Genomic DNA, 23,839 nt, shown 5'->3' with positions numbered 1-23,839 from the left:
GGAGCGGCGCCTCGGCAGAATGATGTCCGGTCAGAACGGCGTCCGGGCGGAAGCGGGAGAGAGAAATGCGGATTCGTCCCTGTATTGATCTTCATGGAGGAAAGGTAAAGCAGATCGTCGGCGGGACTCTCTGTGACGGGGAGGCCGGGCGTCCCGGGGCGGTGCAGGAGAATTATGTTTCCGCGCACGGGGCTTCATATTACGCGGCGCTCTACCGGGAGAAGAAGCTCTCGGGAGGGCATGTCATTCTTCTTGATGCAGCCGAAAAGAGCCCGGAGCGCTACGAGGCGGACCGGAGAGAGGCGTTTGCCGCGCTGGCGGCCTACCCCGGGGGAATGCAGGCGGGGGGCGGCATTACGGCGGAGACGGCGGAGGACTTTCTTGCCGCGGGAGCGTCCCATGTCATTGTGACCTCCTATGTGTTCCGCGGCGGCCGGCTCGATGAGCGGCGCCTTGGGGAGATGCAGCGCGCGGCGGGGCGGGAGAGGCTGGTGCTCGACCTGAGCTGCCGCAGGCAGCAGGACGGAAGCTATCTTGTGATGACAGAGCGCTGGCAGAGACCGACAGAGCTTGTCGTCGGACCGGAGCTTCTGGATCAGCTCTCCGCCGAGTGCGGCGAGTTTCTGATCCACGCGGTGGATGCGGAGGGAAAGAGGGCCGGTGCGGAGCTTGCCGTGACGGAGCTTTTGGGGGGCTGGCAGCGGGAGCGGGAGCGCTCCGGGAAGCCCGCCTTTCCCGTGACCTATGCGGGCGGCATCCGCTCGGCGGAAGATATCGCGGAGATCCGCCGCCGCGGCGGAGAGGGGCTGGATGTGACCGTAGGGAGTGCTCTCTCTCTCTTTGGCGGGAGCCTGTCGCTGGAGGAGCTCGCGGCAGCCTGCACGGCTGCGCTGTGAGACGCCGCACGCATGGCTGCCGCCGCTGCTTTCCGCGGTTTTCCGTCCGTAAATTTTGTGTTTTTTGTATGAAAATTTTACTTTACTTTTCAGATTTTATATGCTATTTTCAAATTGCTGTACAGAAATGCAGATGAGGTACGGCAGAACATTATTTTTTCTTATTTTTTGGAGGTAACACAATGAACAAGGGTACCGTTAAGTGGTTCAACAACCAGAAAGGTTATGGCTTCATCTCTGACAGCGAGGGCAAGGACGTGTTCGTACATTACAGCGGTCTGAACATGGAAGGCTTCAAGTCTCTCGATGAGGGCCAGGCTGTTGAGTACGACGTGATCGAGGGCGCTAAGGGGCCTCAGGCGGTCAACGTTTCTAAGATCTGATGATCAGAAATCTTTCGGAAGACAAGAGGCTAATAGATCAGAACAGAGTGCCTTTCTTAAATAGATAGCGGATTTTGCAGTGGTTTCTTACGGGACAGGCAAGTACCCTTTATGTTTTTAAGATAAGCAGTATGCTTTTGAGAGATTAGTAACAAAAAGAACCGATGCGAGGCATCGGTTCTTTTTTTTGAGTCCATTCCGGGGCGCCTGGCCGGCATTCGCGGCCGCCCGGAATGGGCTGAATGGCATAGTATTGTTTATAACACGCTTTTACTGCCCGATCCGGCGGAACACGAGATCGTAGCCGTCCTCGCCGTAGCTGAGAGAGCGGTTAACGCGGCTGATCGTCGCCGTGGAGGCGCCGGTTTTCTCGCCGATCTCCAGATAGGTGCGGTTTTCGCGGAGCATGGAGGCCACCTCGAGACGCTGGGAGAGGGAGAGAAGTTCCTTTACCGTGCACAGATCCTCAAAGAAGCGGTAGCATTCCTCGCGGTTCTTCAGGCTCAGGACGGCGTCGAATAACTGATTTACGGATTCGGTCTGTATTTTTTTATTCATGTTTATTTTTCTTTCCTGTCCCTGTAAAATGATGACTGTATTTTAACATTTCACCGCGCTAAAGTAAAGGCGGAGTTAAAGAGTAAAAAGACGGGAATAAGATTCACAGGTAAAATGAAGATGGAATCACACGACAAGCATCATATCCTCCGTCCGGGGGCTCTGCGGGAGTGCATCCGCGGACTGCTCCGGAATCGGTATCTGCGCATTTTCATTCTGGGCGCCGCCATGTATATGGTCTGCGCCGTCCCGTTCATGATATGGCATAGGGGGATCTTTTTCTATTACGGCGACTACAATGTTCAGCAGGTTCCCTTTTATATCATGGCACACCGGGCGGTGCGCAGGGGCTTTCTCTTCTGGAATCCGCAGGTGGATCTGGGAGGCAGCATGGGCGGCTCCTTTGCGTTTTACCTCTGGGGAAGTCCGTTCTTCTGGATGACGATTCCGTTTCCGGAGGAGGCGGTGCCCTTTCTGCTGCCCTTTCTCATGGCGCTGCGCTGCGGCACGGCGCAGACCCTTGCCTACGCGTGGCTGCGGACGCAGACGCGCACGCACCGGGCGGCGCTCCTTGGCGCGATGCTCTATGCTTTCTCGGGCTTTCAGGCCTGCAATATCGTTTTTCAGCACTTTCATGACGTGACGGCGTTTTTTCCGCTGTATCTGCTGAGCTTTGACCGCTTCTGCGAGGGTCTCCGTGAGAGGAAGATCCTCAGAGGCTTTTCTCTGATGACGGCGTTCATGGCGGTTCTCAATTATTACTTTTTTACGGGAGAGGCGGTTTTTCTGGCGCTCTATTATTTTGTTCGCCATGCGCGCTTTTATGAGAGGCGGCGGGAGCTGGGCGTGAGAGGAGCGCTTCGCTGCATCGGCGGGGAGCTTGGCCGCATTGTGCTGTCTTTTCTTCTCGGACTGTGGCTGGCCGCAGGGTACCTCGTGCAGGCCGCGGACGGGCTGCTCGGGAACACGCGGATCAGCGAGCTTCTTGGCGGCAGGGATCTCCTTGTCTATCCGGAGCCGACGACGCCCGCCGCCATTCTGAAGAGCTTTTTCCTCGTCCCGGATCTCATTGCGAAGAGCACCCTTTTTGGAAACGATACGGTCCGGAACGCCTCTCTCTCCGCCTATCTTCCCGGCTTCTCGGTCACGGGAGCGGCGGCATTCTGCATGACGCGGGGGAGGGGAAGAGACTGGAGGAGGCGTCTCCTTTGCCTGCTTCTTCTCATGGCACTTATCCCGGCGGGGAATGCGCTTTTTTCGGCGCTGAATCAGGAATATTATGCGAGATGGTTTTATCTTCCGGTTCTCCTCATGGCGGGGATGACCGCGAAAGCGCTGGAGGAGAATGATACGGGGGCGCTGCGGAAAGGGCTTGCCGTCTCGGCGGGAGGTCTTCTTCTCATTGCGTTCTGTGCATGGCTCCCGGTCCCGGAGGAGAGCCGGTGGAGCAGTTTTTTTGCGGTGAAGAATGAGGAACTCTTCCTCGTGCAGCTCCTTGTGTCCGTTCTCTCGCTCTTTATTCCGGCATGGCTTGTGTTTTCCGGAAGAAAGACGGGCCGCGGATCACAGGAAAGCCCTCCGCGGCAGATCACAAGAATGGAGCTGAACCTTGTCATGGCGGGCTGCGTGCTCTGTACGGCGGCGGTGCTCGGCAACGGAAACCGGCTGATCGCAAGAAGCGGAGGGGTGAAATGGAGACAGCAGCTTCTGGAAACGAGACCGGAGCTGCCGGAGACGGCGGGCTATGTCCGGGTGGAGACCGGCGGTGCAGATACCAATTATGAGATGGTGTGGGGTTATCCGACGATCCACTGCTTTGCGAGCACGGTGCACCCGTCGATTTTCCGCATCTTTGAGGGAATCGGGATGGTAAGGACGGTGGAGTCGTCGTATCCCTTTGACCGCATCGGGATCCGTGCGCTCCTGTCGCTCGGCTATTACATCGAGAACGGGATCGTCGGCTCGGAGGACGGCTATACGGCAAGCGGCGGCCTGCCGGGCTTTGTCCGGATCGCGTCGGGCAGGGACGAGGGGACGGGAGGCCACAATATCTACCGGAACCGTTACGTGATTCCGATGGGCTTTACGTTCGAGCGCTGTATCAGCGAGGAGAGCTACGATGCGATGAAAAAGGATGAGAGGGCTGACCGTCTCCTCGTCCGCGACCTCATTCTCACGAGGGAGCAGATCGAACGCTTCGGCGGTCTGCTTTCCGAGGAGAGCGCCGCGGATATTCCTGCGGATATCAGTCTGGAAGACTTTTTTTCGGAATGTATGAAACGGGCGGAGAGCGCCTGCCGCTCGGTCACGTTTTCACCGTCGGGCTTTGCGGCGGAGACCGCCATGCTTCCGCAGCCGAATCTGGTCGTTTTTTCGGTTCCCTATGACAGGGGCTTCACGGCGTTTGTCGACGGAAAAAGGACGGAGATTGAGCGCGTGGCTTACGGCATGATCGCGGTCCCCGTGCCGGAGGGAGAGCACCGCATAGAATTCCGCTATCTGCCGGCGGGGCTGTACCCGGCCTGCGCGGTCTCGTTTCTCTCGGCGCTTTTTCTGATTCTTCCGTGCCTGCGGAGACGGGGCCGGAGAGAGGATGGGGAACGGAACCGCAGAGAATAGTGCTTGCATTTCTCGCTTTCGGATGTTACGATATCCCCCATCGGCGCACAAATGTCCGCGGCAAGGGGACTTCCGCGGGCGGCTGAGGAGCTGCCGCGGGGTGTGGATTTTATCTGTTCCGCGCGGCGGGCGGAGGGATGATGAGGAGCGGCATGACGAAGAATACCGGCTATTATCTGATACAGAAGAGGGCGGTTCCGGAGGTTCTGCAGAAAGTTGTGGAGGTCAATAAGCTCTTGGCATCCGGCAGGGCACGGACGGTCAACGAGGCGACAAACGCCGTGGGGATCAGCCGGAGCACGTACTATAAATATGCCGATGACGTCGAGGAGTTTCGTGACAGCTCGGAGGGAACGACGCTCACGATCTTCTGTGAAATCAACGATGAGCGGGGGCTGCTTGCGGACATGCTGGGAATTATCTCGGAGAGCCGCGCCAATATTCTGACCATCCATCAGAGCATACCGCTCAACGGGGTGGCCTCCCTCAGCGTCAGCTTCCAGATTCTGGAGGATACGGACAACATCAACAACATGCTTGAAAAGATCGAGGGGCTGGACGGTGTCCGCAGGCTCCGCGTCACGGGCAGAGAATAGCGCAGGCGGAAAGGAACAGTAATGACAGAAGCAGCAATACTCGGATTCGGCATTGTCGGCAGCGGCGTGGCAGAGCTGCTGGATCGGAACGCCGACAGGATACGGGAGCGTGTTCCCGGAGAAATCCATATAAAATATATTCTTGATCTGAGAGAATTTCCGGACAGCCCCTACGGGGACCGCATCGTGCATGATTTCGACCGGATTCTGGAAGACCCGGAGATCCGCATCATCTGCGAAACCATGGGCGGAAAGGAGCCGGCCTACCAGTTTACGAAGAGAGCGCTGGAAAAGGGCATCAGCGTCTGTACCTCCAATAAGGAGCTGGTGGCGGCATACGGGCCGGAGCTCATTGCCGCGGCGCGGGAGCATCACTGCAGCTATCTCTTTGAGGCGAGCGTCGGGGGCGGCATTCCGCTCATCCGTCCGCTGGAGAACTGCCTTGCGCAGGACAGGATCGAATCCGTCGTGGGGATCCTCAACGGCACCACCAATTACATTCTGACGAAGATGGAGCGCTTCGGCTCGGACTTTCATGCGGCGCTGAAAGAGGCGCAGGAGAAAGGCTACGCGGAGCAGAATCCCGAGGCGGATGTGGAGGGGCATGACACCGGGCGCAAAATCGCCATTCTGACCTCTCTTGCGGCAGGCAGGACGTTCGCCTACGAGGATGTGTACTGCGAGGGGATCACAGCGGTCACGCAGGAGGATTTCGCGGCGGCAAGGGCCGCCGGCTGCGTGGTGCGGCTCCTCGGCGTGAGCTGCTTTGAAGGGGACGGCAGGCCCATGGTTCTCACGGCGCCGTTCGCCGTTCCGCTCTCATCTCCGCTGGCGATGGTAAACGATGTATTTAACGGCGTGCTGATCCGTGGTAATATGGTGGGCGACGTCATGTTCTACGGGCAGGGAGCGGGGAGATACCCGACAGCAAGCGCGGTAGTTTCGGATGTTTTGGAGCTGGCGCTGAATGAGGGACGCTGGATTCCGGTGCGCTGGGAGAACGGAGAAAAGACGGAGCCGGCTCCCATCGGGGAGCGCCGGGGCGTTTTCCTTGTGCGTACCGCGGCAGAGGACAGGGAGCGTGCCGCCGCTCTTTTCGGAGAGGGAATGCAGGAGCTCTCCGCAGGGCAGGACGAGCTTGTATTTCTCACGGGCGAGCTCAGTGAGGCGGAGTTCGCGGACCGGGCGGCGGGGCTTCCCGGACTGAGAAGCCGCATCCGTGTGCTGCGCTGACGGGAAGAGAAACTGCGGCAGTCTGCGCCGCCTGTACCTCGCGCAGAGTGCTCCGGCATGGAGGAAAAAATGAAAAAGGTTGTGAAATTCGGCGGGAGTTCGCTCGCCAATGCAGAGCAGTTCCGCAAGGTGGGCGAAATCGTCCGGGCAGAGTCGTCGCGGGTCTATGCGATCCCCTCGGCGCCCGGAAAGCGTTTCCCCGGGGATGTCAAGGTCACGGATCTGCTGTACAGTCTGTATGACGCTGCGGCGGCGGGAAAAGATTTCTCCGATATTCTGGCACAGATCCGCGTGCGCTATCAGGAGATCATCGACGGTCTCTCCCTGAAAGCGCCGGAAGACGAGAATCGGCCGTTTTCACTCGAACCGGAATTTGAAAAAATAGAAGAGGCGCTGCGCACGCGGCCGGAGAGGGACTACGCGGCGTCCCGCGGCGAGTATCTGAACGGGATCCTGATGGCGGCGTATCTGGATTATGAATTTATCGACGCGCAGGAGGTGATCTTTTTCGGCGAGGACGGTACGCTGGATGCGGAGAAGACGAACCAGATGCTCCGGGAAAGACTGGGGCGCACGGAGCGGGCGGTGATTCCCGGGTTTTTCGGGTGCGGCGCGGACGGCAGGGTCAGGACCTTTTCCCGCGGCGGCTCTGATATCACCGGCTCTCTGGTCGCGCGGGCGGCCAAGGCGGACGTATATGAGAACTGGACGGACGTGTCCGGCTTCATGGTTGCGGATCCCAGAATCGTGAGCGACCCGCAGAGCATCGACACGATCACCTACCGGGAGCTCCGGGAGCTGTCCTACATGGGAGCGTCCGTGCTCCATGAGGAGGCGATTTTTCCGGTGCGGAGCGAGGGCATTCCGATCAACATCCGCAACACGAACCGCCCGGAAGACGAGGGGACGTGGATCGTCGAGAGTACCTGCCAGAAATCGCAGTATGTGATCACCGGCATCGCCGGCAAGAAAGATTTCTGCTCGGTAATCGTCAGCAAGGCGCTGATGAATTCCGAGATCGGCTTCTGCCGCAAGGTGCTTCAGGCCTTTGAGGAGAACGGCATGTCCATCGAGCATATGCCCTCCGGCATCGACACCATGACGGTCGTCGTGCATGAGAGCGAATTCATGGACAGGGAGCAGCGCGTGGTGTCCGCCATTCACCGCGGAGTAAAGCCGGACTCCATCGAAATCGACTCGGATCTGGCGCTGATTGCCGTCGTGGGACGCGGGATGAAGTCCATGCGGGGAACGGCCGGCCGCATCTTCTCCGCGCTGGCGCATGCCCATGTCAATGTCCGGATGATCGATCAGGGCTCGTCGGAGCTCAATATCATCGTCGGGGTGGAGAATCACGATTTCGAGACGGCGATCCGGGCTATTTACGATATTTTTGTGACGACGCAGATCTGAGAGCCGCCGGCGGGGCGGTCTGACGGGCCGCGGCGCCGGTGCAGGGAGATGAGATATGGCATTATCGGATGAGATTCGCGAGCAGAGAAAGAGCCTCAAGGGAAAGGGACTGCGGGCGCAGCTTGTCTGGTTCTGGGACTATTACCGCTGGCAGACCGTGCTCGTGATTCTCGGTGCGGTGATGATCGGCAGCACGGCCTACAGCATTGCGACGAGAAAGCCGGAGGCGGCGAGCGTTATTTTTCTGAACGTCGAGGACGAGGCCGCCATGATGGAGAACGATGCCGTCACGGAGCGGATGGCGGAGGCGGCAGGGATCGATCTTTCAAAGGAGTCGGTCACGCTCGACATGATGAGCCGCATCACGCCCGGCGGCGCGCGGGATCAGGCGGAGATGGCGGCGCAGGAGAAGATTTTCGCCTATGTGGCGGCCAAGGATCTCGATGTCCTCGCCGCGGACGCGTATAATTTCGAGAGTTATGTGCGGGCGGGGGCCTTTGCGGATCTGCGCACCGTATTTTCAGAGGAGGAGCTCGCAGCGTTCGGGTCGAACCTCTATTATGTCGAGCGGGCGTCGCTGGACGGCGGGCAGGAAGAGCTCGCGGCGGAAGAATCTGCGGCTGGCAGCGAAGCAGAGAGTGCGGGCGGAGACAGTACGACAGAGAGCGCCGCAGAGACAGGGGACGCAGGGGAAGCGGCTGCCGCCGGAGAAGACGCGGCGGAGAACCCGGCGTATGTGTTTGGCGCGCTGAGCCCGGAGGCGGAGGCCGCCGCAGAGTCGGAAAAGGTTGGCGTGTTCGAGCTGCCCGACCCGGCGGATATGGAGGATCCGGTGCCGGTGGGAATCATGTTGAACGAGGCTCCCTATGCGGACGAGTTTTCGCTGTACCGGGATACCGCGGGGCTCGTCGGCGTTCTGACGACATCTGAGCACACGGCGGCCGCCGCCGGCATCATCGGCTTTCTCTGGGGCGGTCCGGCGCAGTAATAATATAAGAATAACTTATAAAGCGCATAAGAATCAGAAAAACGCCTTGCAATGCCTTTTCCATTGTTATAGTATGGTTTCAATTCTAGTCTGGAGGGAGCAAAGCGTATGGATATCGGATGTCTGGAAGTGGTCGTGGCAAGAAAGAACAGCCCGGTCATGAAATTTTTGCGCGTTCTTCTCATTATGATGTGTATTGCCTTTGCGGTGCTTGGAGCCATGGGCATGCTCGCGGCGCTTGTCGTTGCGGTGGCCTGCGGAGTCGGCGCCTATTTTGTGGGGCGGCATATCAATGTGGAATTTGAGTATTCCTATGTGGAAAAAGAGCTGCGCGTGGCCCGGATCATGAACAAGGAGGCGCGCAAGAGCCTCGGCAGCTATGATCTGGACCGCATGGAGATCGGCGCGCCGATCCGTTCCTACCGGCTTGAGAATTACAGCCGCAGGGAGGTGAAGACGATCGATTACAGCTCGGGTCAGGAGCAGCAGCCCGATCCGCGCTACGTGATTTATCTGGAGGACAAGAAGCTCATCATCGAGCCCGATGAAGAGCTGATAGGTGTGCTCCGGCAGACATTCCCCCACAAATTCTATAAGGACTGAACATTCTATAATGAGGCTTCGTGTTGAAATCATCGCATCCGCGTTATTTTTAACACGGCGATTTGTGCCGAAGCCCGGATCGCTTCCCATCGCAGCCGCAAAATTCGCGCAGGACGGAATGCGGCGCACGCCTCGCACAAGGTGCTTCGGCTTGGAGACTGACATGGCACAGATTATCGGAGAAGGCATTACATTTGACGACGTGCTTCTGGTACCGGCGTATTCGCAGGTGATCCCGAATCAGGTCGATATTACGACGAATCTTACAAAAAAGATCCGTCTGAATATTCCCATGATGAGCGCGGGGATGGATACCGTGACCGAAGCGCGCATGGCGATCGCGATGGCGCGTCAGGGCGGCATCGGCATCATCCACAAGAATATGAGCATCGAACAGCAGGCGGAGGAGGTCGACCGCGTGAAGCGCTCTGAGAACGGTGTCATAACCGATCCGTTTTCGCTTTCTCCCGAGCACACGCTGGCGGATGCGGAGAATCTGATGCAGAAGTTCCGCATTTCCGGCGTCCCGATCACGGAGGGCAAACGGCTCGTCGGGATTCTTACGAACCGCGATCTCAAGTTCGAGACGGATTTCACAAGAAGGATCCGCGAGTGCATGACGTCGGAGAACCTCGTCACGGCAAAGCGCGGCATCACGCTCGAGGATGCGAAGCGCATTCTGGCGAAGTCAAAGAAGGAGAAGCTCCCTCTGGTGGACGACGACTACAATCTGGTCGGCCTTATTACCATCAAGGACATTGAGAAGACCATCAAATACCCCCTGTCGGCAAAGGACAGCATGGGGAGGCTCCTGTGCGGCGCGGGCGTCGGCATCACGGCGAACGTCCTCGACCGGGTCCGGGCGCTGGTGGACGCCAAGGTGGACGTCATCGTGCTGGATTCGGCGCACGGTCATTCCCAGAATGTGCTCCGCTGCGTCTCGATGATCAAGGAGGCATTCCCGGAGCTGAATGTCATTGCGGGGAACGTTGCGACCTACGAGGGGACGAAAGCCCTCATCGAGGCGGGCGCCGATGCGGTCAAGGTCGGCATAGGGCCCGGATCCATCTGCACCACGCGTGTGGTGGCGGGCATCGGCGTGCCGCAGATCACGGCGGTTATGGAGGCCTACCGCGCCGCGTCCGAGTATGACATCCCGATCATTGCGGACGGCGGCATCAAGTATTCCGGCGATATGACCAAGGCTCTGGCGGCCGGCGGAAGCGTCTGCATGATGGGCTCGATTTTCGCGGGCTGCGATGAGGCGCCCGGCGCGTTTGAGCTGTTTCAGGGGAGAAAGTACAAGGTCTACCGCGGCATGGGTTCCATCGCAGCGATGGAGAACGGCTCCAAGGATCGCTATTTCCAGACCGACGCAAAGAAGCTGGTTCCGGAGGGTGTCGAGGGGCGTGTCGCCTACAAGGGAACGGTCGAGGATACCGTGTTCCAGCTCATCGGCGGCATTCGCTCCGGCATGGGCTACTGCGGCGCGGAGAATCTCTCGTCGTTGCGTGAGAACGGGCGCTTTGTGAAGATCACCAGCGCGGCGCTCCGGGAGAGCCACCCTCACGATATTCAGATCACGAAGGAAGCACCGAACTATTCTTCCGACGAGCAGAACTGACGGCAGAGGACGGAAAAACATGAGCGAAGACATGAATTGCCGGGAGAACGGCGCCGCAGAGACGGCGGAGATCAGAGAGAGCAGAAATTTCATTGAGCACGAGATCGAAAAGGATCTTGCGGAGGGACGCTTCGACCATGTGCAGACCCGTTTCCCTCCGGAGCCGAACGGCTATCTTCATATCGGACACGCGAAGTCAATTCTGCTGAACTACGGACTGGCGAAAAAGTACGGCGGAACCTTTTCGCTGCGTTTTGACGACACCAATCCCACAAAGGAAAAGAATGAATTTGTGGAGTCGATCAAGGAGGATGTGAGCTGGCTGGGAGCGGACTATGAGGATCGCCTGTTCTTTGCGAGCGATTATTTCGATCAGATGTACGAGGTGGCGCTGCTCCTTATCCGGCAGGGAAAGGCGTATGTCTCGGACCTCACGGCGGAGGAGATCCGCGAATACCGGGGGACTCTGACGGAACCGGGCCGGTGCGATCCGAACCGCGGGCGTTCCGCGGAGGAAAATCTCGACCTCTTTCAGAGAATGCGGGACGGGGAGTTTGCCGACGGCACAAAGACTCTGCGCGCAAAAATCGACATGGCCAGCTCCAATATCAATATGCGGGATCCGATTCTGTACCGGGTCGCGCATCTTCATCATCACCATCTGGGGGACAAGTGGTGCATCTATCCGATGTACGATTTTGCTCACCCGCTGGAGGATGCCTTTGAGGGCGTGACGCACTCGATCTGTACGCTGGAATTCGAGGATCACCGTCCGCTGTATGAATGGGTGGTCCGGGAGCCGGGAATTTTCCCGAATCCTCCCCGTCAGATCGAGTTTGCCAAGATGTATCTGACCAATGTTGTCACGGGCAAGCGCTATATCAAGAGACTCGTTGAAGATCATATCGTGGACGGCTGGGACGATCCCCGCCTTGTGTCGATCAGCGGCCTGCGCCGCCGAGGCTTCACGCCCGGGTCGATCCGGCGCTTTGTCGAGCTGTCCGGCATCTCCAGGGCACAGTCCTCCTCGGATTACGCCATGCTGGAATACTGCATCCGGGAGGACCTCAGGACGGCCTGCCGGCGCGAGATGGCGGTGCTCGATCCGGTAAAGCTGGTGATCGACAATTATCCGGAGGGAAAAACCGAGCTTCTTACCGCTGAGAACAATAAGGAAAATCCGGAGCTCGGCTCCCGCGAGCTGCCGTTCGGCCGCGAGCTGTGGATCGAGCGGGAGGATTTCATGGAGCTTCCGCCGAAGAAGTATTTCCGCCTCTTCCCGGGGAATGAGGTGCGGCTCATGAACGCCTATTTTGTGACCTGCACCGGCTGTGAAAAGGATGCGGACGGCAATGTCACGGTCGTTCATGCGACATATGACCCCGAGACGCGGGGCGGCGATTCTGCGGACGGACGCAAGGTGAAAGGCACGATCCACTGGGTCAGCGCTGCGGCGGCTGTCCCCGCGGAGGTCCGTCTCTATGAAAACCTGATCGACGAAGAGAAAGGGGTATACAATGAGGACGGATCCCTCAATCTGAACCCGCATTCGCTGACGGTGTGCCGCGCCTATGTGGAGCCGGAACTCGGCGCGGCGAAGCCGTATGACCGCTTCCAGTTCGTGCGCAGCGGGTTCTTCTGCTGCGACAGCAGGGATTCGAGGGACGGCGCGCCCGTGTTCAACCGGATCGTCGGACTCAAGAGCAGCTTTGTTCTGCCTGAGCGGTGACGCGTTATGAAGAGCCGGGAGCGTGAGGGGACGTATATCCAAAGGATCGAGTGGCTGGATCTCATGAAGAGCCTGTGCATGTATTTTGTGATACTGGAGCACACGGAGATCCAGGCACCGGCGCTTGACCGCTTTTACACTCCCTTTTTCTCACGGGCTTCATGTGGGTCTCGGGATATCTCTGGGAACCGAAACGCGATGCAGGGGCGTTTCTCCTCGCAAAATGGAAAGGGCTGGTCGTTCCGGTTTGGCTCTTCGGACTGATCGGCTCTCTGAAATCGGCGCTTTTCGGAGAGGATACGCTGCGTGCCAGACTGACGGGACTTCTCTTTGAAAGGAGCGGACATCGCGAATCCATGTGGTTTGTGGCCGCCCTTTTTTCGGTGGAGCTCTTGTTTTATCTGTTCTTTTATCTCGCGGGAGAGGAGAGACGGAGACGGCGGCTTTTGCCCGTCTTTGTGCTTCTTTCGGCGGCTGCGGGAATTCTGTTCATCCGTCTTGGCTGGAACCTGCCATGGCAGGCCGAACAGGCCTGCGTGCTGCTTCCGTTCTTCTGTATGGGCTACTGGTTCCGCCTCATGGAGAAAAGGCTTCCGGCGGTGATTTCTTCCGTCTGGTTTCCTCTCTTTCTGTGGGCGGTGTATGCTGGGATTCAGCTCCTGTGGCCGAATACGGTGAACATCCATGCGCAGGAGTATCAGAGCGGCGTCGTGTTCGCACTGCAGTCTTTCGTCGGAACCACGGCCCTTGCGCTCAGCTGTCGGAGTCTCTGTGCCGCCCGCTGCGGCGGGCAGACGGCGGGGGCACTGCCTGCCGGGATGATTCCGGCCATGCGCGTACAGTTTTGGAAGCTGGTGCTGTGGATCGGCCAGAACACGCTTTCTTACTTTTTTCTGCAGGGAATTGCCGTGCGCGCGGTGCTCCGTATCTGGCCCGCTGCGGACAATGGCTGGTGCGGGGCGGCCGGACTTGCGGCCGCAGTCTATTTCTTCTGCGCGGTTCCTGCGTATCTGATCCGGCGGTTCGCGCCGTTTATGCTGGGGCGTTTCTGAGCGCTGCCTGTCCGGTCAGGAGAAGAACGGAATGGAGGACAGTGTAAAAATTCATGCGGATACGCTGATTTTTACACGGCTGTTTGTGCCGAAGCCCAAATAGTCCTTGATCAATAAAGTGCTTCGGGATGGTGACTATTATGCTGAGACTTCTGACAAATCTGGGAATTGCGGTCATGCTGATCGCCGGCGGCTTTCTTGCCGCGTATTCGCCGGATTCCATTTCGCTTGTCTTTGCTGCGGTGATGCTGGCGATTCTTTTGCTTGGGGTGGTTGTGGGGCTGTTTCCGACGCTTTCTTTCGCATCGGGTTTCCGGCGCGGCGTGCGGAGCATACGGAGTGCAGAGGAGGTTCAGTCGGATTCCGTATGGTCGGCCTTTTCCCGGATGGAGAATATCTTCCATCAGCGGACGCTGAACCGTCTGTTTGACGGATACCGCGATAAGCTGCGGACACAGCAGGAATCCGGACAGATCCTCAGCGATGTGGAGGATTATATCAACGAGGACGTGCTCGCGGTCCGGAGCTGGCAGGGAGTCATCGGGCAGATCCCCGGAACGCTGACCGGACTCGGCATCCTCGGGACGTTCACCGGACTGATTCTCGGCCTGCAGAACGTCGGCTTCGGCTCGGTCAATGCGGCTCTTATCAGCGTCCAGACCCTGCTGGCGGGCATCGAAACCGCGTTTTATACGTCGATTTCCGGCGTCATTCTCTCCATCCTGTTCAATATCATACACAAGGTATCGTGGAATATGATGCTCCGGGAGCTTGATTTCTTTACGGAGGAATTTCATAAGCAGGTGATTCCCACGGTGGAGGAACAGGCAAGATACCGCGAGAGAAAGGAGAGCCGTCGGGTGATCGAGCTTTTGAACAGGCTTCCGAAAAATCCCGGCTATTCGGCAGCTTCTTCCGCTACGGGGTCGGCGGCGACGGCAATGGTATCGCACAATGAGCAGATTCTCATGCCGCAGATTCTGGAGGGGCTTAAGAACGGCGAGTTTGTTTTTTTACTGCAGCCCCGCTATGATCTGAATACGAGAAAGATGGTCGGTGCGGAGGCCCTGGTCCGCTGGAACCATCCGACGCTCGGGATGCTTTCCCCCGGAACCTTTATTCCGGTATTGGAGAACAACGGCTATATCACCAAGCTGGATCAGTATATCTGGGAAGCGGTGTGTGCCAGAATCCGCATCTGGATGGATCAGAGAATGCGTATCCTCCCTATATCGGTCAATGTGACCAGAATGGATGTGCTTGCTCTCGATGTGCCGGATTTTTTTTCCTCAATGCGCACGAAGTACCGGATTCCTCCCCGGTATCTTGAAATTGAGATTGCAGAAAACGCTTATCTTATGACGCACAGTGTCTGTCTTGAGATCGAGTCCCGTCTCATGGACGAGGGATTCCAGGTGGCGGTGGATGGCTTCGCAGGAGACTTTATTTCGCTGAATGCGGTCGGGCATATCGGCGCGGACTGCCTCAAGCTTGATCTGCGCTATCTGGAGAGCGAAAATTCCCGGAGTTCCATCGGAGTGGTTCTGGAGCAGGCAAAGAAGCTGGGTCTGAATATCGTTGCCGAGGGTATTGAAAATATGGAGCAGCTTAATCTTCTTCGCAAGAACGGCTGTACGCAGGGACAGGGATATTATTTCTCCAAGCCGCTTTCCGTGGAGGAATATGAGAAACTCATGCAGCAGGAGAGTCGGGGTGAGGCATAAGCGGATACGATGAAAAAGAGAAACAAAAGACACGGTGAAGAGATCAATTTCTGGCAGTCCTCGTCGGATCTGATGACGGCGCTGCTTCTGATTCTGCTGCTGATCATGATTCTTCTTCTGCTCTATATGCTGTATACGCCGGCTACGATCGAGGGGGATATCACGAATGGCTATACGGACACCACTGAAACCGGGGCGACAGAGGAAAAAAGCGAAGGAAACAGCTGGGATCAGATCGGCGAATCCGAAAATGACGGTGCGGGAGAGGGAATTACGAATGTGATCACCATAGAGAGCGGAGGAGGCGGCGGAAACGGGGACGAAGAGGGAGATCGGCCGGGCGAGGACGAGGGGATCAAATCGGCGGTCTATGTCGAGGTGGTCGACGAGGAGACAAAGCGCAGGATACGTATTTCGGACATTACGTTCGAGCTGTATGAGAAAAACGGCGCGATGGAGATCCTGAACACCTACTATCCGGAAAAGATCTCCTATCGGCAGTACGCGACCCGGCGGGACGGCAGCTATTATCTGCCGGAAAAGGTATATCAGGGGAATTATTATCTCCGGGATCTCACGGCCCCGGAGGGCTACGACATTGCGCCGAATACGGAGTTTACGGTTGATCAGCTCTATGACTGGCCCGATCCCCTTCTTGTTCAGGTGGAGATGTCCCCATCCAGAAACATCATTCGGGTTCAGATGGAGGATGCGGGGAGTGGAGAGGCCGTCGGCGGCGCGGCCTTTGACGTTGTCGCGGCGGAGGCGGTGACCACAAAGGACGGAACGGTCCGCTATGAGAAAGGGAGCGTAGTCGACACCATCCGTCTGGACGATACCGGCTACGGAGAGAGCATCGAGCTCTATCTTGGCAAGTATTCTCTGAAGCAGACGGAAATACCGGAATATTATGCATCCGTGGCCGCGGCTATTCCGGTTACGGTGAAAAAGAAAACGGAAGCGGAGGCGGCGGGACCGAGGCCCGGGAAGGTCGGCGCCGAGGCGGCCGGAGCAGTCGTTACGATGGCGCAGGTCTCCAAAACAGGCATCGTTCTGCATCTGACGGATGAGCTGTATCCGGACATGCCGATCGCCGGCGCGGTTTATGAGATCACGGAGAACCGTACGGGCGAGGTGCAGACGCTGACTACCGATACCGCAGGAAAGATCACGCTGACAGATCTTGAAAAAGGCACGGAATATGAGGTGCGTCAGCTTTCGTCGACAGGCGACTATGCCGCGGCGGTGCAGCCGGATCGGATTGCCGTGGATGCACGCGGCCGGATCGATGGCAAAACGACGAAGACGGCGGAGCTGACCAATCGGATGCTGCGGGTTTCCGTCAGTGCGGTGGATCAGATCTGGGGAACGCCGATCGAGGGCAGGGAGCTTGCGCTGTATGAAAGCGGAGGACGCCTTGTGGAGCAGTGGAGCTCGGCGGTATCCGCCAGAATGTTCACAGCTCTGAAAGCCGGAAATTACTATATTCTGAGCGGGAAAGGACAGAACAGGCGCTTTGACTTCACGGTGCAGGATACGGCCGGCGTGCAGGAGATCCACATTGCCGTCGTGACACTCCCGGGAGCCGCGGTACTCGCGGCGGCCATTGCGGCAGGAGCCGCTGCGCTGTTCCTGCTGATCTGGCTTCTCCGCCGCTTTGCAGCGGCGATCCGCAGAGGAAGAGCGCGTAGGGGAAAAAAGAGCGCGGAAACGGTGCAGCATGGTGCAGAGACTTCTGAAACGGAGAAATAAACTATGAACAGCAGCGGCGTGCAAATTCGGATTGGAGATCTGCTTTATGCCATGGGGAAGCGCTGGAAGCTGATGCTTGCGCTGACGATCCTCGGAATGGGGACCGGCGCCGCCATGACAGCGATCTCATACCTGCGGGGGAACAGCAGAAATTATGAGATCACCTGTTCCTTTGCCGTGACGGCGCAGGTGATGAACGGAAACTTCACCTCAAACAATGAGACGATCACGACCGGAGACTTCTATTTGGCTGAGGATATGGCGGATGCGGTCGGCTATGTCATGAAGAGTGAGAGAGTCCTGAAGCAGGCCATTTCGGCGACCGGGATCCGGGATGTTTCTCCGAGAGATGTGGCGAGAAGCATGACGCTGTCGCGCTACAATGATACGCAGATCATCGAGGTCACGCTCGACTGGAAGAATGCGGAGGAGGGCGTTTCGCTCATGACGGCGATACTCGAGGTCTCCCGCACGGTCCTGCCGGAGACGCTTAAGGTGGGCTCGGTGGCAGTGATCGACGAGCCGGTGGCGGGCCGGCGTCTCGGCGCCGCTTCGTTCTACCTGATGATCGGCGTGCTGGCGGGCGTGGGTCTGCTCGCAGGGATCGGCGTAGCTCTGCTTGACCTGCTGATGCGTCCGACGCTGATCAACACGAAGGATGTCGGTGAGATTTTGAATATGGAGACCATCGGAATCATTCCGAAAGGGGAGGCGACGGCCGGCAGACGGGGAACGCCGTCCGGTGGCCGGCACGGGGCGGCCGTGGAACAGAATTTTGCGGCTTCCGCATACATCATCCGCAATCTCCTCGGTTCAAAGAAAAAGCATCACTGCTTCTATATCACCTCGACCATGGACGGTGAGGGCAAGACGACGGCGGCGGCCAATATCGCGCTGCGGCTCGCGGAGATGGAGCACAGAGTTCTGCTGGTTGATCTGGACAAAAGGGCGCCCAGCCTCGGCAGCCTTTTCCTTTCCGCTCCGGATTACAGCCATTCGCTGAATGCTCTGTATAAGGGAGAGGCGACGCCGGAGGAGGCGATTGTAACCGTGGACGGCTTTCTCGATGTGCTCCCCCTGATTCTGGAGCACAATGCCGTCACGCTCGATGGAACATTGTTCAGCTTTCTTGAGATGATGAAGACGCGCTACGAGTATGTGATCATTGACAGCTCGCCCGTCGGCCAGGTTTCGGACGTCCTTTCGCTCAATCAGGTGGCGGACGCGGCGCTGTTCATGATCGGCTATGATCAGGCGACGCTGACAGACATCGAGAATGCGATTGAGAAGCTTGAAAAATCCGGCATCCGCATGCTGGGCAGCATTGTGAACGGACAGCCGGTGAGCGTCGCCCGGAACCGCCTGGAGGCAGAAGCGGCCGAGGCTGCGGAAAAGGCGCGCGAGAAGAGGCTGCGGGAGGCAGCCATGGGGGGATTCTCAAAGGAGTACCGGCCGGAGGAGCACCACAGGACGGCGTACCGCGATCCGTTGGCCAGCCTGGATGAGACGGCGCCGGAGCCGGAGAGCACGGCGGCAATTTCCGACGAGGACGCGGTGGATGCGCTGATCCGGATGGGAATGGACGGCTCGTGGAAAGGGCCGGATGCCGGAGGAAAGCAGGCGGATGAACGCTCTGACACGGACAGAAAAGAATCGAATTTATGATGTGATCGTCATCTTTGTCACACTGGTCAGTCTGGGCTTTCCGGGGAGTTATGCGGGCTTTATCGGCGAGGGGGCGGAGACGGCAGCGGAATATGCCGCTTTCGTCCTGCAGGCCGCCGTCATGCTGCTTTCGAGCGGAGAGAGCTTCCAGGAGCTCCGTCTTATCCGTATGCGGCCCCGATATCGGTCGGTCTATCTGCTGACGGCGGTGTTTTTTCTGGAATCTATGCTGGTTACGCGGTATCCGGGGGCGCAGCTGATCACCTGTCTGCGCTTCTCCGTCACGGTGTTCTTTGCCCTCTGGCTGGTGGAACGCTATGAGCTGGGGGAGCTCCTGGAGCTGGTCTGTTATGCACAGTTTCTTTTTTTGGCTGCGTCGATTCTGATGATCGCCGTGTCGCCCCAGACGGCTTTCGACCGCGGGAGCGGAGCCTTTATCGGGATTCTGCCGACCAAAAATACTGCGGCCGGGGAGTTTTCCTGCGGGATCCTGATGCAGATGGTTCTCTACCGCATCCGAAGAGACGAGGGACGCCCGGTGGGCATTCCTTTTCTTACCCTTCTTGCGCTGCAGATTGTGCTTCTGATCTCCTGCCGCGCGGCAGGCGCAGTGCTGTTTGCGGTGGTGCCGGTCTGGTACATCCTGCTGATCGAAAAGCGGCGCGGTGTTTCCGGGAGACTCCGGCCGGGACTGCTGTATATTCTGGTGAGCGTCGGCTTCCTCGTCTTTGCCCTGACGCTGCTGCCGGTTTTCGGGCCGGCCTTTGCACTCATCGGGAAAGACGCGACGCTGACGGGACGGACGGTATTATGGAGGCGCATTATTTCCATGATGCTGCAGACACATACATGGACCGGCTACGGCTATGAAATGTTCTGGCGCGATGCGCGGGCGGTCGCCCTGTACCATTCCGGCTTCAAGCGGGATTCATGGGGCTCGATGATGACGACGGGGGCGCACAATGTTCTGCTGGAATTCTGGCTGAACACGGGGCTTTTCGGCATCGCGGCGTATTTTGTCATGCTCCTCGATGCGACGAAGAGAATACGGGAGCTGCCGGAACCGCAGTACCTCTTCTGCAGCGCCTTTCTTCTCCATACGATGATGCACGGACTCACGGAGCGGGCCTTTGGAACCTACAATTATTTCACGCTGTTTTTCTTTATGGCGATGGGAGCGGCCTGTCAGAAGCCTGCCTCCCGGGGGAGAATCCGCAGGATATGGGACGAAACGACATACAGCCGGCACAGCTGATTCTCTGCGGAATTGTTCTGCTGTGCGGATATTTCATTTTTCTTGGAAAGCTCCTTTCGCGCTGCCGTGACCGCCGGGCGGCGCCTGCGATTGCACTGACGCTGTTTGTGATTTTCGGCGGCGTCTCTGCCGCGGTGCTGTACCTGTCCGCCCTGCTGGGAGGCACGGAGCTTCTGCTGACGGGACTTCTCGTTGCCGGCTCGGCGTTTTTCTTCTTTCGGTCGCTTCCGACGCTGCTTCGTTCCGGGAAAACAATCCGGCGGGAGGCTCTGCTGTTTCTCCTGCTGTATGTCGCGCTGATCTTTTCGCTGACGCTCCTCTCCCGCGGAGAGCAGCAGGACAGAGTGATACGGATGACGAATATCCTGTCGGGCCCGGGGCGTTCGGAGGCGTTCTCGTCCTACTGGCTCAGGCATGCGTTCCGGAACGTGCTGCTCTTTGTCCCGTTCGGCGTGCTTGTGACCTTTCTTGACAGGAAAAAGCCGGAAAATTTTGTTCCTGCCGCCATCGGCGGTCTGATGCTCTCGGCGTTTATCGAGTCGGTGCAGCTTATGCTGAGGCTCGGTCAGTGCGATATCATGGACATTGCCGCCAACACGGCGGGGGCGGCACTCGGAGGCTGGGCGGTCTGCCTCCTTTCGGGAGTGGTGCATGAGAAGAGAAGATAGGTCCGGCGGTGATGAACGGGCTATTTTCATGAATATGGTCTGGTCCATTGCGGCGGTCCTCATCAACTACCTCATGAACTTTTTCATCACGCCCTATATCACGGGCAATATCGGGGTGGAGGCCTACGGCTTTGTTTCGCTCGCGATGACGTTTACCAGCTACATCGATATTATCGCCATCGGCCTGAATACTTATGCGTCGCGCTTTATTTCCGTCGCCTATCATCGGGGGGAGAAGAAGAGGGCGAATGAATTTTTCTCCTCCGTGACGGCGGGGAATCTAGTGCTCTCCGTGGCGCTCCTCATTCCCGGAACGGCGCTGATCGCGAGGCTTCAGGATTTTATCCGGATTCCGGAGCAGCTTCGGACGGATGTGAAAATTCTGTTTGCGGCCATTCTGGTCAATTACTTTCTGACGCTCCTGCGGACGGCCTATAACAGCTCTGCGTTCATTGCCAACCGGCTCGATATTGCGGAGAGGATCCGGAGCGGGGGATATATCCTGCAGGCTCTCGCGGCGCTCCTTCTCTGCACGCTGCTGGCGCCGCGCGTGTGGTATGTGGGAATCGCCTATGCCGCGGCATCTCTCTATCTGCTGGTCCGCTACCGGGGCGTGACGCGGAAGTTCACGCCGGAGCTGCGTTTTCGCAGGGAGGCGTGCTCGCTCGGGGCGGTCCGCGAGCTGGTGACGGCGGGGATATGGAATTCTCTCAACAATATGGGAGACGTGCTGAACAGCGGCCTCGATCTGCTGATCACGGATCTGCTCCTGAACGCGACGGTGCTGGGAGAGATCTCCATTGCGAAAAACATCGGAATGATCTGCTATTCCCTCGTCAAGAGGGTCAGCGAGTCCTTTCAGCCGAAGCAGCTTCTGCTGTATGCCGCGGGACGCCGGAGCGAACAGATTGCGCTCTATAAGAAAACCATGCGCTTCACCGGGGCGTTCAGCAGCCTGATTATCGCTGTGTTTCTGGTCTGCGGCAGGGATTTTCTCTCGCTCTGGATCCCGGAGCAGAATATTCCGTTTATCTATACGCTCTGCATCATTGTTCTGCTGAGCGATGTTTCGGTCGGCGTGGTCAATCCTCTTTATTACGTATTTACGCTGACCAAAAAGCTCCGCGTGCCGTGCTTTATCACCCTCGGGATGGGAGCGGCCAATGTCGCGGCGATGTATCTGCTGCTCCGCCGCACGCAGATGGGGGCCTACGCCGTGGTGCTGACGACGCTGGCGCTGAACGGCGTGCATTTCATCGATACGCCGCTCTACGCGGCGCACTGTATGGGGGTGAAGCTCACAACGTTCTATCCGGTCATTCTGCGCCACATCGCGGCGTTCCTCGCAGGAGCGGGAGCGGCGCTGCTGCTTGCGCGGGCGCTGCCGGCGGCTCTCACATGGACGGCGCTCATCGTCAAGGCGGGGGCGGGGGCCCTTGTGACCGGAGCCGTGATCGGGGTGCTGATGCTCCCATGGAGGAAGTCATGATTTATTTTGGAGTGCCGCTCCGGGCCAAGGCGGTCTCCCGGGATTGGGGGCGCGTGTCCGCGCAGTTTGAACGGACGCTCCGCTCCGTCTGCCGGCAGACGTCGCCCGAATTCAAAGTGCTGGTGGCCTGCCACGATATCCCGGAGGGGCTGCGCACGGATCCGCGGGTGGAGTTCCTCCGCGCGGAGACGCCGTATCCGGCCTCGCGGGAGGAGATGATGCTGGACAAGGGGTGGAAGGTGTCGATGATCGCGCGCCGGGTCCGTGAGCTGGGCGGCGGCTATGTGATGCTTGTGGATGCTGACGATCTCATTTCGCACCGGATCGCGGCCTATGCCGCGGCGCATCCGGGGAAAAGCGGCTTTCTGTCCGCCAGCGCCTATCTGTACCGCGACGGCTCGGACTGCTGCAGGAAGATCCGCGCGCCTCACCGGGTCTGCGGTTCCTGCGCCATCGTGCATTATGAGCCGGAGGAGCTCCCGCCGGAGCTGCCCCGGGATCTCTGGGACGACTCGCCGCGGGAGAAATGGGTGATACGCCGGCCGCACCGGCAGGTTCCGGAGCTTCTGCGGGCGCAGGGGAGGCCGCTGGAGCGTCTCCCGTTTCCTTCGACGATCTATGTGCAGGATACCGGCGATAATCATTCGAGGCTGGGGGGAGGAGATCTCGGCTGGAAACGGCGGGCGGAGCTGTTCTTCCGGCGTAGGCTTCCGATCAGCGGTCTGGAGGAGGAATTTGGTGAGATTAGGCTCCCGGACGGAAAGGAAGCAGGACTATGATCACGGTGATCATCAACGCCGATGATTTCGGGCAGAGCGCCTCATGCACGGGGGCGATTTATGAGGCGTTCCGTCGGGGACTTATCACCGACACGACCATGCTGGCGGGCGGCGCGGCCGAGGCGGAGGCGCTGGGGCTGATCCGGGGCGATATGGAGTTTGCCGGAAGAATCGGGATACATTTCAACCTGACGGAGGGGCGCCCTCTCACGAAAGAGCTGTGCTCTTTCAGCCGCTTTGTGCGCAGAGAGAGGAACGGCTGGGAATTCAGCGGATATTTCCGGGACAGGCGGACCAATTTTATCCCGCTTACCCGGGCGGAGAAAGAGGCGCTGCGCGGAGAGCTCCGGGCGCAGGCAAAGCGCCTGCTCGGGCAGGGCGTGAAGCCAAGCCACGCGGATTCCCATCATCATGTGCACACAAATCTCCGGCTTACGCCGGTGTTTGCGCAGGTGCTGCGGGAATATGGGATCCAGAAGTGCCGCCTGCATAAGAACGCCGAGGATTACGGCCTGCTGAGGAATTTCGTCTGGGGACGGTATAACCGCGCTCTGGCAGGGAGCTTTGTGACGACGCGGCATATGGGCGGGATTACGGATTACGCGGCGTTGTACGAGGGGGTGAATGAAATCATGGTTCATCCCGATTATGACAGGAGAGGCGTGCTTGTGGACAGGGAGCGGTTTGCGGACGACGGCTTTGCCGTCGGAGAGGAGCTGGAGAGCAGGCTTTCCCGTCTTATGAAGCAGGCGGAGAGGACGACAACCTACGCGGCGCTCGCCTCGCCGGGGGTGCTTCGGCAGGAGGATTAAA

The 23,839-nt window shown here is 58.5% G+C and carries 19 protein-coding genes and 1 pseudogene; 19 read left to right on the top strand and 1 reads right to left on the bottom strand.

The window, feature by feature from the left end; translation table 11 throughout:
- Nucleotides 1–65: 65 nt before the first annotated feature.
- Both hisA and E0E20_RS04895 read left to right on the top strand, forming a co-directional pair.
- On the top strand, nt 66–896 hold the full coding sequence (gene hisA, locus E0E20_RS04900) for a phosphoribosylformimino-5-aminoimidazole carboxamide ribotide isomerase (RefSeq protein WP_130837092.1): 831 nt from the start codon (nt 66–68) through the stop codon (nt 894–896).
- A 182-nt stretch (nt 897–1,078) separates the two neighbouring features.
- Complete coding sequence (locus E0E20_RS04895) at nt 1,079–1,279, top strand: cold-shock protein (protein WP_130837091.1); 201 nt, start codon at nt 1,079–1,081, stop codon at nt 1,277–1,279.
- A gap of 270 nt (nt 1,280–1,549) precedes the next feature.
- Here the strand turns inward: E0E20_RS04895 and E0E20_RS04890 are convergent, their stop codons facing one another.
- Nucleotides 1,550–1,837: a YerC/YecD family TrpR-related protein gene (locus E0E20_RS04890; protein ID WP_130837090.1), complete on the bottom strand. Its 288-nt coding sequence runs from the start codon at nt 1,835–1,837 to the stop codon at nt 1,550–1,552.
- 114 nt (nt 1,838–1,951) lie between these two features.
- On the opposite strand from E0E20_RS04890, the gene E0E20_RS04885 reads away from it, so the two are divergent.
- The 17 genes and pseudogenes from E0E20_RS04885 (at nt 1,952) to E0E20_RS04805 (ending at nt 23,838) form a co-directional block, all read left to right on the top strand.
- Entirely contained in the window at nt 1,952–4,456 is a 2,505-nt protein-coding gene (locus tag E0E20_RS04885; RefSeq protein WP_130837089.1) for a YfhO family protein, read from the top strand.
- Nucleotides 4,457–4,608: 152 nt separating this feature from the next.
- Nucleotides 4,609–5,052: an ACT domain-containing protein gene (locus tag E0E20_RS04880; protein WP_130837088.1), complete on the top strand. Its 444-nt coding sequence runs from the start codon at nt 4,609–4,611 to the stop codon at nt 5,050–5,052.
- Between the two features lie 21 nt (nt 5,053–5,073).
- Complete coding sequence (locus tag E0E20_RS04875) at nt 5,074–6,285, top strand: homoserine dehydrogenase (RefSeq protein ID WP_130837087.1); 1,212 nt, start codon at nt 5,074–5,076, stop codon at nt 6,283–6,285.
- A gap of 69 nt (nt 6,286–6,354) precedes the next feature.
- A complete protein-coding gene (locus E0E20_RS04870; protein ID WP_130837086.1) occupies nt 6,355–7,698 on the top strand; it encodes an aspartate kinase in 1,344 nt (447 codons plus the stop codon).
- A gap of 55 nt (nt 7,699–7,753) precedes the next feature.
- Nucleotides 7,754–8,686: a hypothetical protein gene (locus tag E0E20_RS04865; RefSeq protein ID WP_130837085.1), complete on the top strand. Its 933-nt coding sequence runs from the start codon at nt 7,754–7,756 to the stop codon at nt 8,684–8,686.
- A gap of 108 nt (nt 8,687–8,794) precedes the next feature.
- On the top strand, nt 8,795–9,289 hold the full coding sequence (locus E0E20_RS04860; protein WP_130837084.1) for a hypothetical protein: 495 nt from the start codon (nt 8,795–8,797) through the stop codon (nt 9,287–9,289).
- 163 nt (nt 9,290–9,452) lie between these two features.
- Nucleotides 9,453–10,913: an IMP dehydrogenase gene (guaB, locus tag E0E20_RS04855; RefSeq protein ID WP_130837083.1), complete on the top strand. Its 1,461-nt coding sequence runs from the start codon at nt 9,453–9,455 to the stop codon at nt 10,911–10,913.
- Nucleotides 10,914–10,932: 19 nt separating this feature from the next.
- Nucleotides 10,933–12,642, top strand: coding sequence for a glutamine--tRNA ligase/YqeY domain fusion protein (locus tag E0E20_RS04850; protein ID WP_242622662.1), 1,710 nt, complete (start codon nt 10,933–10,935; stop codon nt 12,640–12,642).
- A gap of 155 nt (nt 12,643–12,797) precedes the next feature.
- Nucleotides 12,798–13,694, top strand: a pseudogene (locus tag E0E20_RS04845) (acyltransferase family protein); the annotation flags it as partial.
- A gap of 140 nt (nt 13,695–13,834) precedes the next feature.
- Nucleotides 13,835–15,418 (top strand): EAL domain-containing protein, encoded by a 1,584-nt coding sequence (locus tag E0E20_RS04840; RefSeq protein ID WP_165443987.1) that lies wholly within the window; start codon nt 13,835–13,837, stop codon nt 15,416–15,418.
- A gap of 9 nt (nt 15,419–15,427) precedes the next feature.
- Nucleotides 15,428–17,170, top strand: coding sequence for an MSCRAMM family protein (locus E0E20_RS04835; protein ID WP_130837080.1), 1,743 nt, complete (start codon nt 15,428–15,430; stop codon nt 17,168–17,170).
- A 3-nt stretch (nt 17,171–17,173) separates the two neighbouring features.
- Nucleotides 17,174–18,835, top strand: coding sequence for a polysaccharide biosynthesis tyrosine autokinase (locus E0E20_RS04830; RefSeq protein WP_130837079.1), 1,662 nt, complete (start codon nt 17,174–17,176; stop codon nt 18,833–18,835).
- A complete protein-coding gene (locus tag E0E20_RS04825; RefSeq protein ID WP_165443986.1) occupies nt 18,795–20,090 on the top strand; it encodes an O-antigen ligase family protein in 1,296 nt (431 codons plus the stop codon). Before E0E20_RS04830 ends, E0E20_RS04825 begins: the two co-directional genes overlap by 41 nt.
- The gene (locus tag E0E20_RS04820) at nt 20,057–20,758 is read left to right on the top strand and encodes a VanZ family protein (RefSeq protein WP_165443985.1); all 702 of its coding nucleotides are present in this window, start codon (nt 20,057–20,059) and stop codon (nt 20,756–20,758) included. Before E0E20_RS04825 ends, E0E20_RS04820 begins: the two co-directional genes overlap by 34 nt.
- Entirely contained in the window at nt 20,742–22,247 is a 1,506-nt protein-coding gene (locus E0E20_RS04815; RefSeq protein ID WP_130837076.1) for a lipopolysaccharide biosynthesis protein, read from the top strand. Before E0E20_RS04820 ends, E0E20_RS04815 begins: the two co-directional genes overlap by 17 nt.
- Complete coding sequence (locus tag E0E20_RS04810) at nt 22,244–23,026, top strand: glycosyltransferase family A protein (protein ID WP_130837075.1); 783 nt, start codon at nt 22,244–22,246, stop codon at nt 23,024–23,026. Before E0E20_RS04815 ends, E0E20_RS04810 begins: the two co-directional genes overlap by 4 nt.
- Entirely contained in the window at nt 23,023–23,838 is an 816-nt protein-coding gene (locus E0E20_RS04805) for a ChbG/HpnK family deacetylase (RefSeq protein ID WP_130837074.1), read from the top strand. Before E0E20_RS04810 ends, E0E20_RS04805 begins: the two co-directional genes overlap by 4 nt.
- Nucleotide 23,839 lies beyond the last annotated feature (1 nt).

The sequence above is a fragment of the Lachnoclostridium sp. Marseille-P6806 genome (genome assembly GCF_900625025.1).
Lineage (GTDB): Bacteria > Bacillota > Clostridia > Lachnospirales > Lachnospiraceae > CAG-791.
This window is presented reverse-complemented; position numbering and strand designations above follow the sequence as displayed.

What these genes read in the sequence shown, in the direction of transcription:
- E0E20_RS04860 (WP_130837084.1), top strand. Translation starts at nt 8,795, where the DNA reads ATGGATATCGGATGTCTGGAAGTGGTCGTGGCAAGAAAGAACAGCCCG.
- E0E20_RS04835 (WP_130837080.1), top strand. Translation starts at nt 15,428, where the DNA reads ATGAAAAAGAGAAACAAAAGACACGGTGAAGAGATCAATTTCTGGCAG.
- E0E20_RS04830 (WP_130837079.1), top strand. Translation starts at nt 17,174, where the DNA reads ATGAACAGCAGCGGCGTGCAAATTCGGATTGGAGATCTGCTTTATGCC.
- E0E20_RS04870 (WP_130837086.1), top strand. Translation starts at nt 6,355, where the DNA reads ATGAAAAAGGTTGTGAAATTCGGCGGGAGTTCGCTCGCCAATGCAGAG.
- E0E20_RS04820 (WP_165443985.1), top strand. Translation starts at nt 20,057, where the DNA reads ATGGGACGAAACGACATACAGCCGGCACAGCTGATTCTCTGCGGAATT.
- E0E20_RS04880 (WP_130837088.1), top strand. Translation starts at nt 4,609, where the DNA reads ATGACGAAGAATACCGGCTATTATCTGATACAGAAGAGGGCGGTTCCG.
- E0E20_RS04890 (WP_130837090.1), bottom strand. Translation starts at nt 1,837, where the DNA reads ATGAATAAAAAAATACAGACCGAATCCGTAAATCAGTTATTCGACGCC.
- E0E20_RS04840 (WP_165443987.1), top strand. Translation starts at nt 13,835, where the DNA reads ATGCTGAGACTTCTGACAAATCTGGGAATTGCGGTCATGCTGATCGCC.
- E0E20_RS04875 (WP_130837087.1), top strand. Translation starts at nt 5,074, where the DNA reads ATGACAGAAGCAGCAATACTCGGATTCGGCATTGTCGGCAGCGGCGTG.
- E0E20_RS04850 (WP_242622662.1), top strand. Translation starts at nt 10,933, where the DNA reads ATGAGCGAAGACATGAATTGCCGGGAGAACGGCGCCGCAGAGACGGCG.
- hisA (WP_130837092.1), top strand. Translation starts at nt 66, where the DNA reads ATGCGGATTCGTCCCTGTATTGATCTTCATGGAGGAAAGGTAAAGCAG.
- E0E20_RS04895 (WP_130837091.1), top strand. Translation starts at nt 1,079, where the DNA reads ATGAACAAGGGTACCGTTAAGTGGTTCAACAACCAGAAAGGTTATGGC.
- guaB (WP_130837083.1), top strand. Translation starts at nt 9,453, where the DNA reads ATGGCACAGATTATCGGAGAAGGCATTACATTTGACGACGTGCTTCTG.
- E0E20_RS04815 (WP_130837076.1), top strand. Translation starts at nt 20,742, where the DNA reads ATGAGAAGAGAAGATAGGTCCGGCGGTGATGAACGGGCTATTTTCATG.
- E0E20_RS04825 (WP_165443986.1), top strand. Translation starts at nt 18,795, where the DNA reads ATGAACGCTCTGACACGGACAGAAAAGAATCGAATTTATGATGTGATC.
- E0E20_RS04885 (WP_130837089.1), top strand. Translation starts at nt 1,952, where the DNA reads ATGAAGATGGAATCACACGACAAGCATCATATCCTCCGTCCGGGGGCT.
- E0E20_RS04810 (WP_130837075.1), top strand. Translation starts at nt 22,244, where the DNA reads ATGATTTATTTTGGAGTGCCGCTCCGGGCCAAGGCGGTCTCCCGGGAT.
- E0E20_RS04865 (WP_130837085.1), top strand. Translation starts at nt 7,754, where the DNA reads ATGGCATTATCGGATGAGATTCGCGAGCAGAGAAAGAGCCTCAAGGGA.
- E0E20_RS04805 (WP_130837074.1), top strand. Translation starts at nt 23,023, where the DNA reads ATGATCACGGTGATCATCAACGCCGATGATTTCGGGCAGAGCGCCTCA.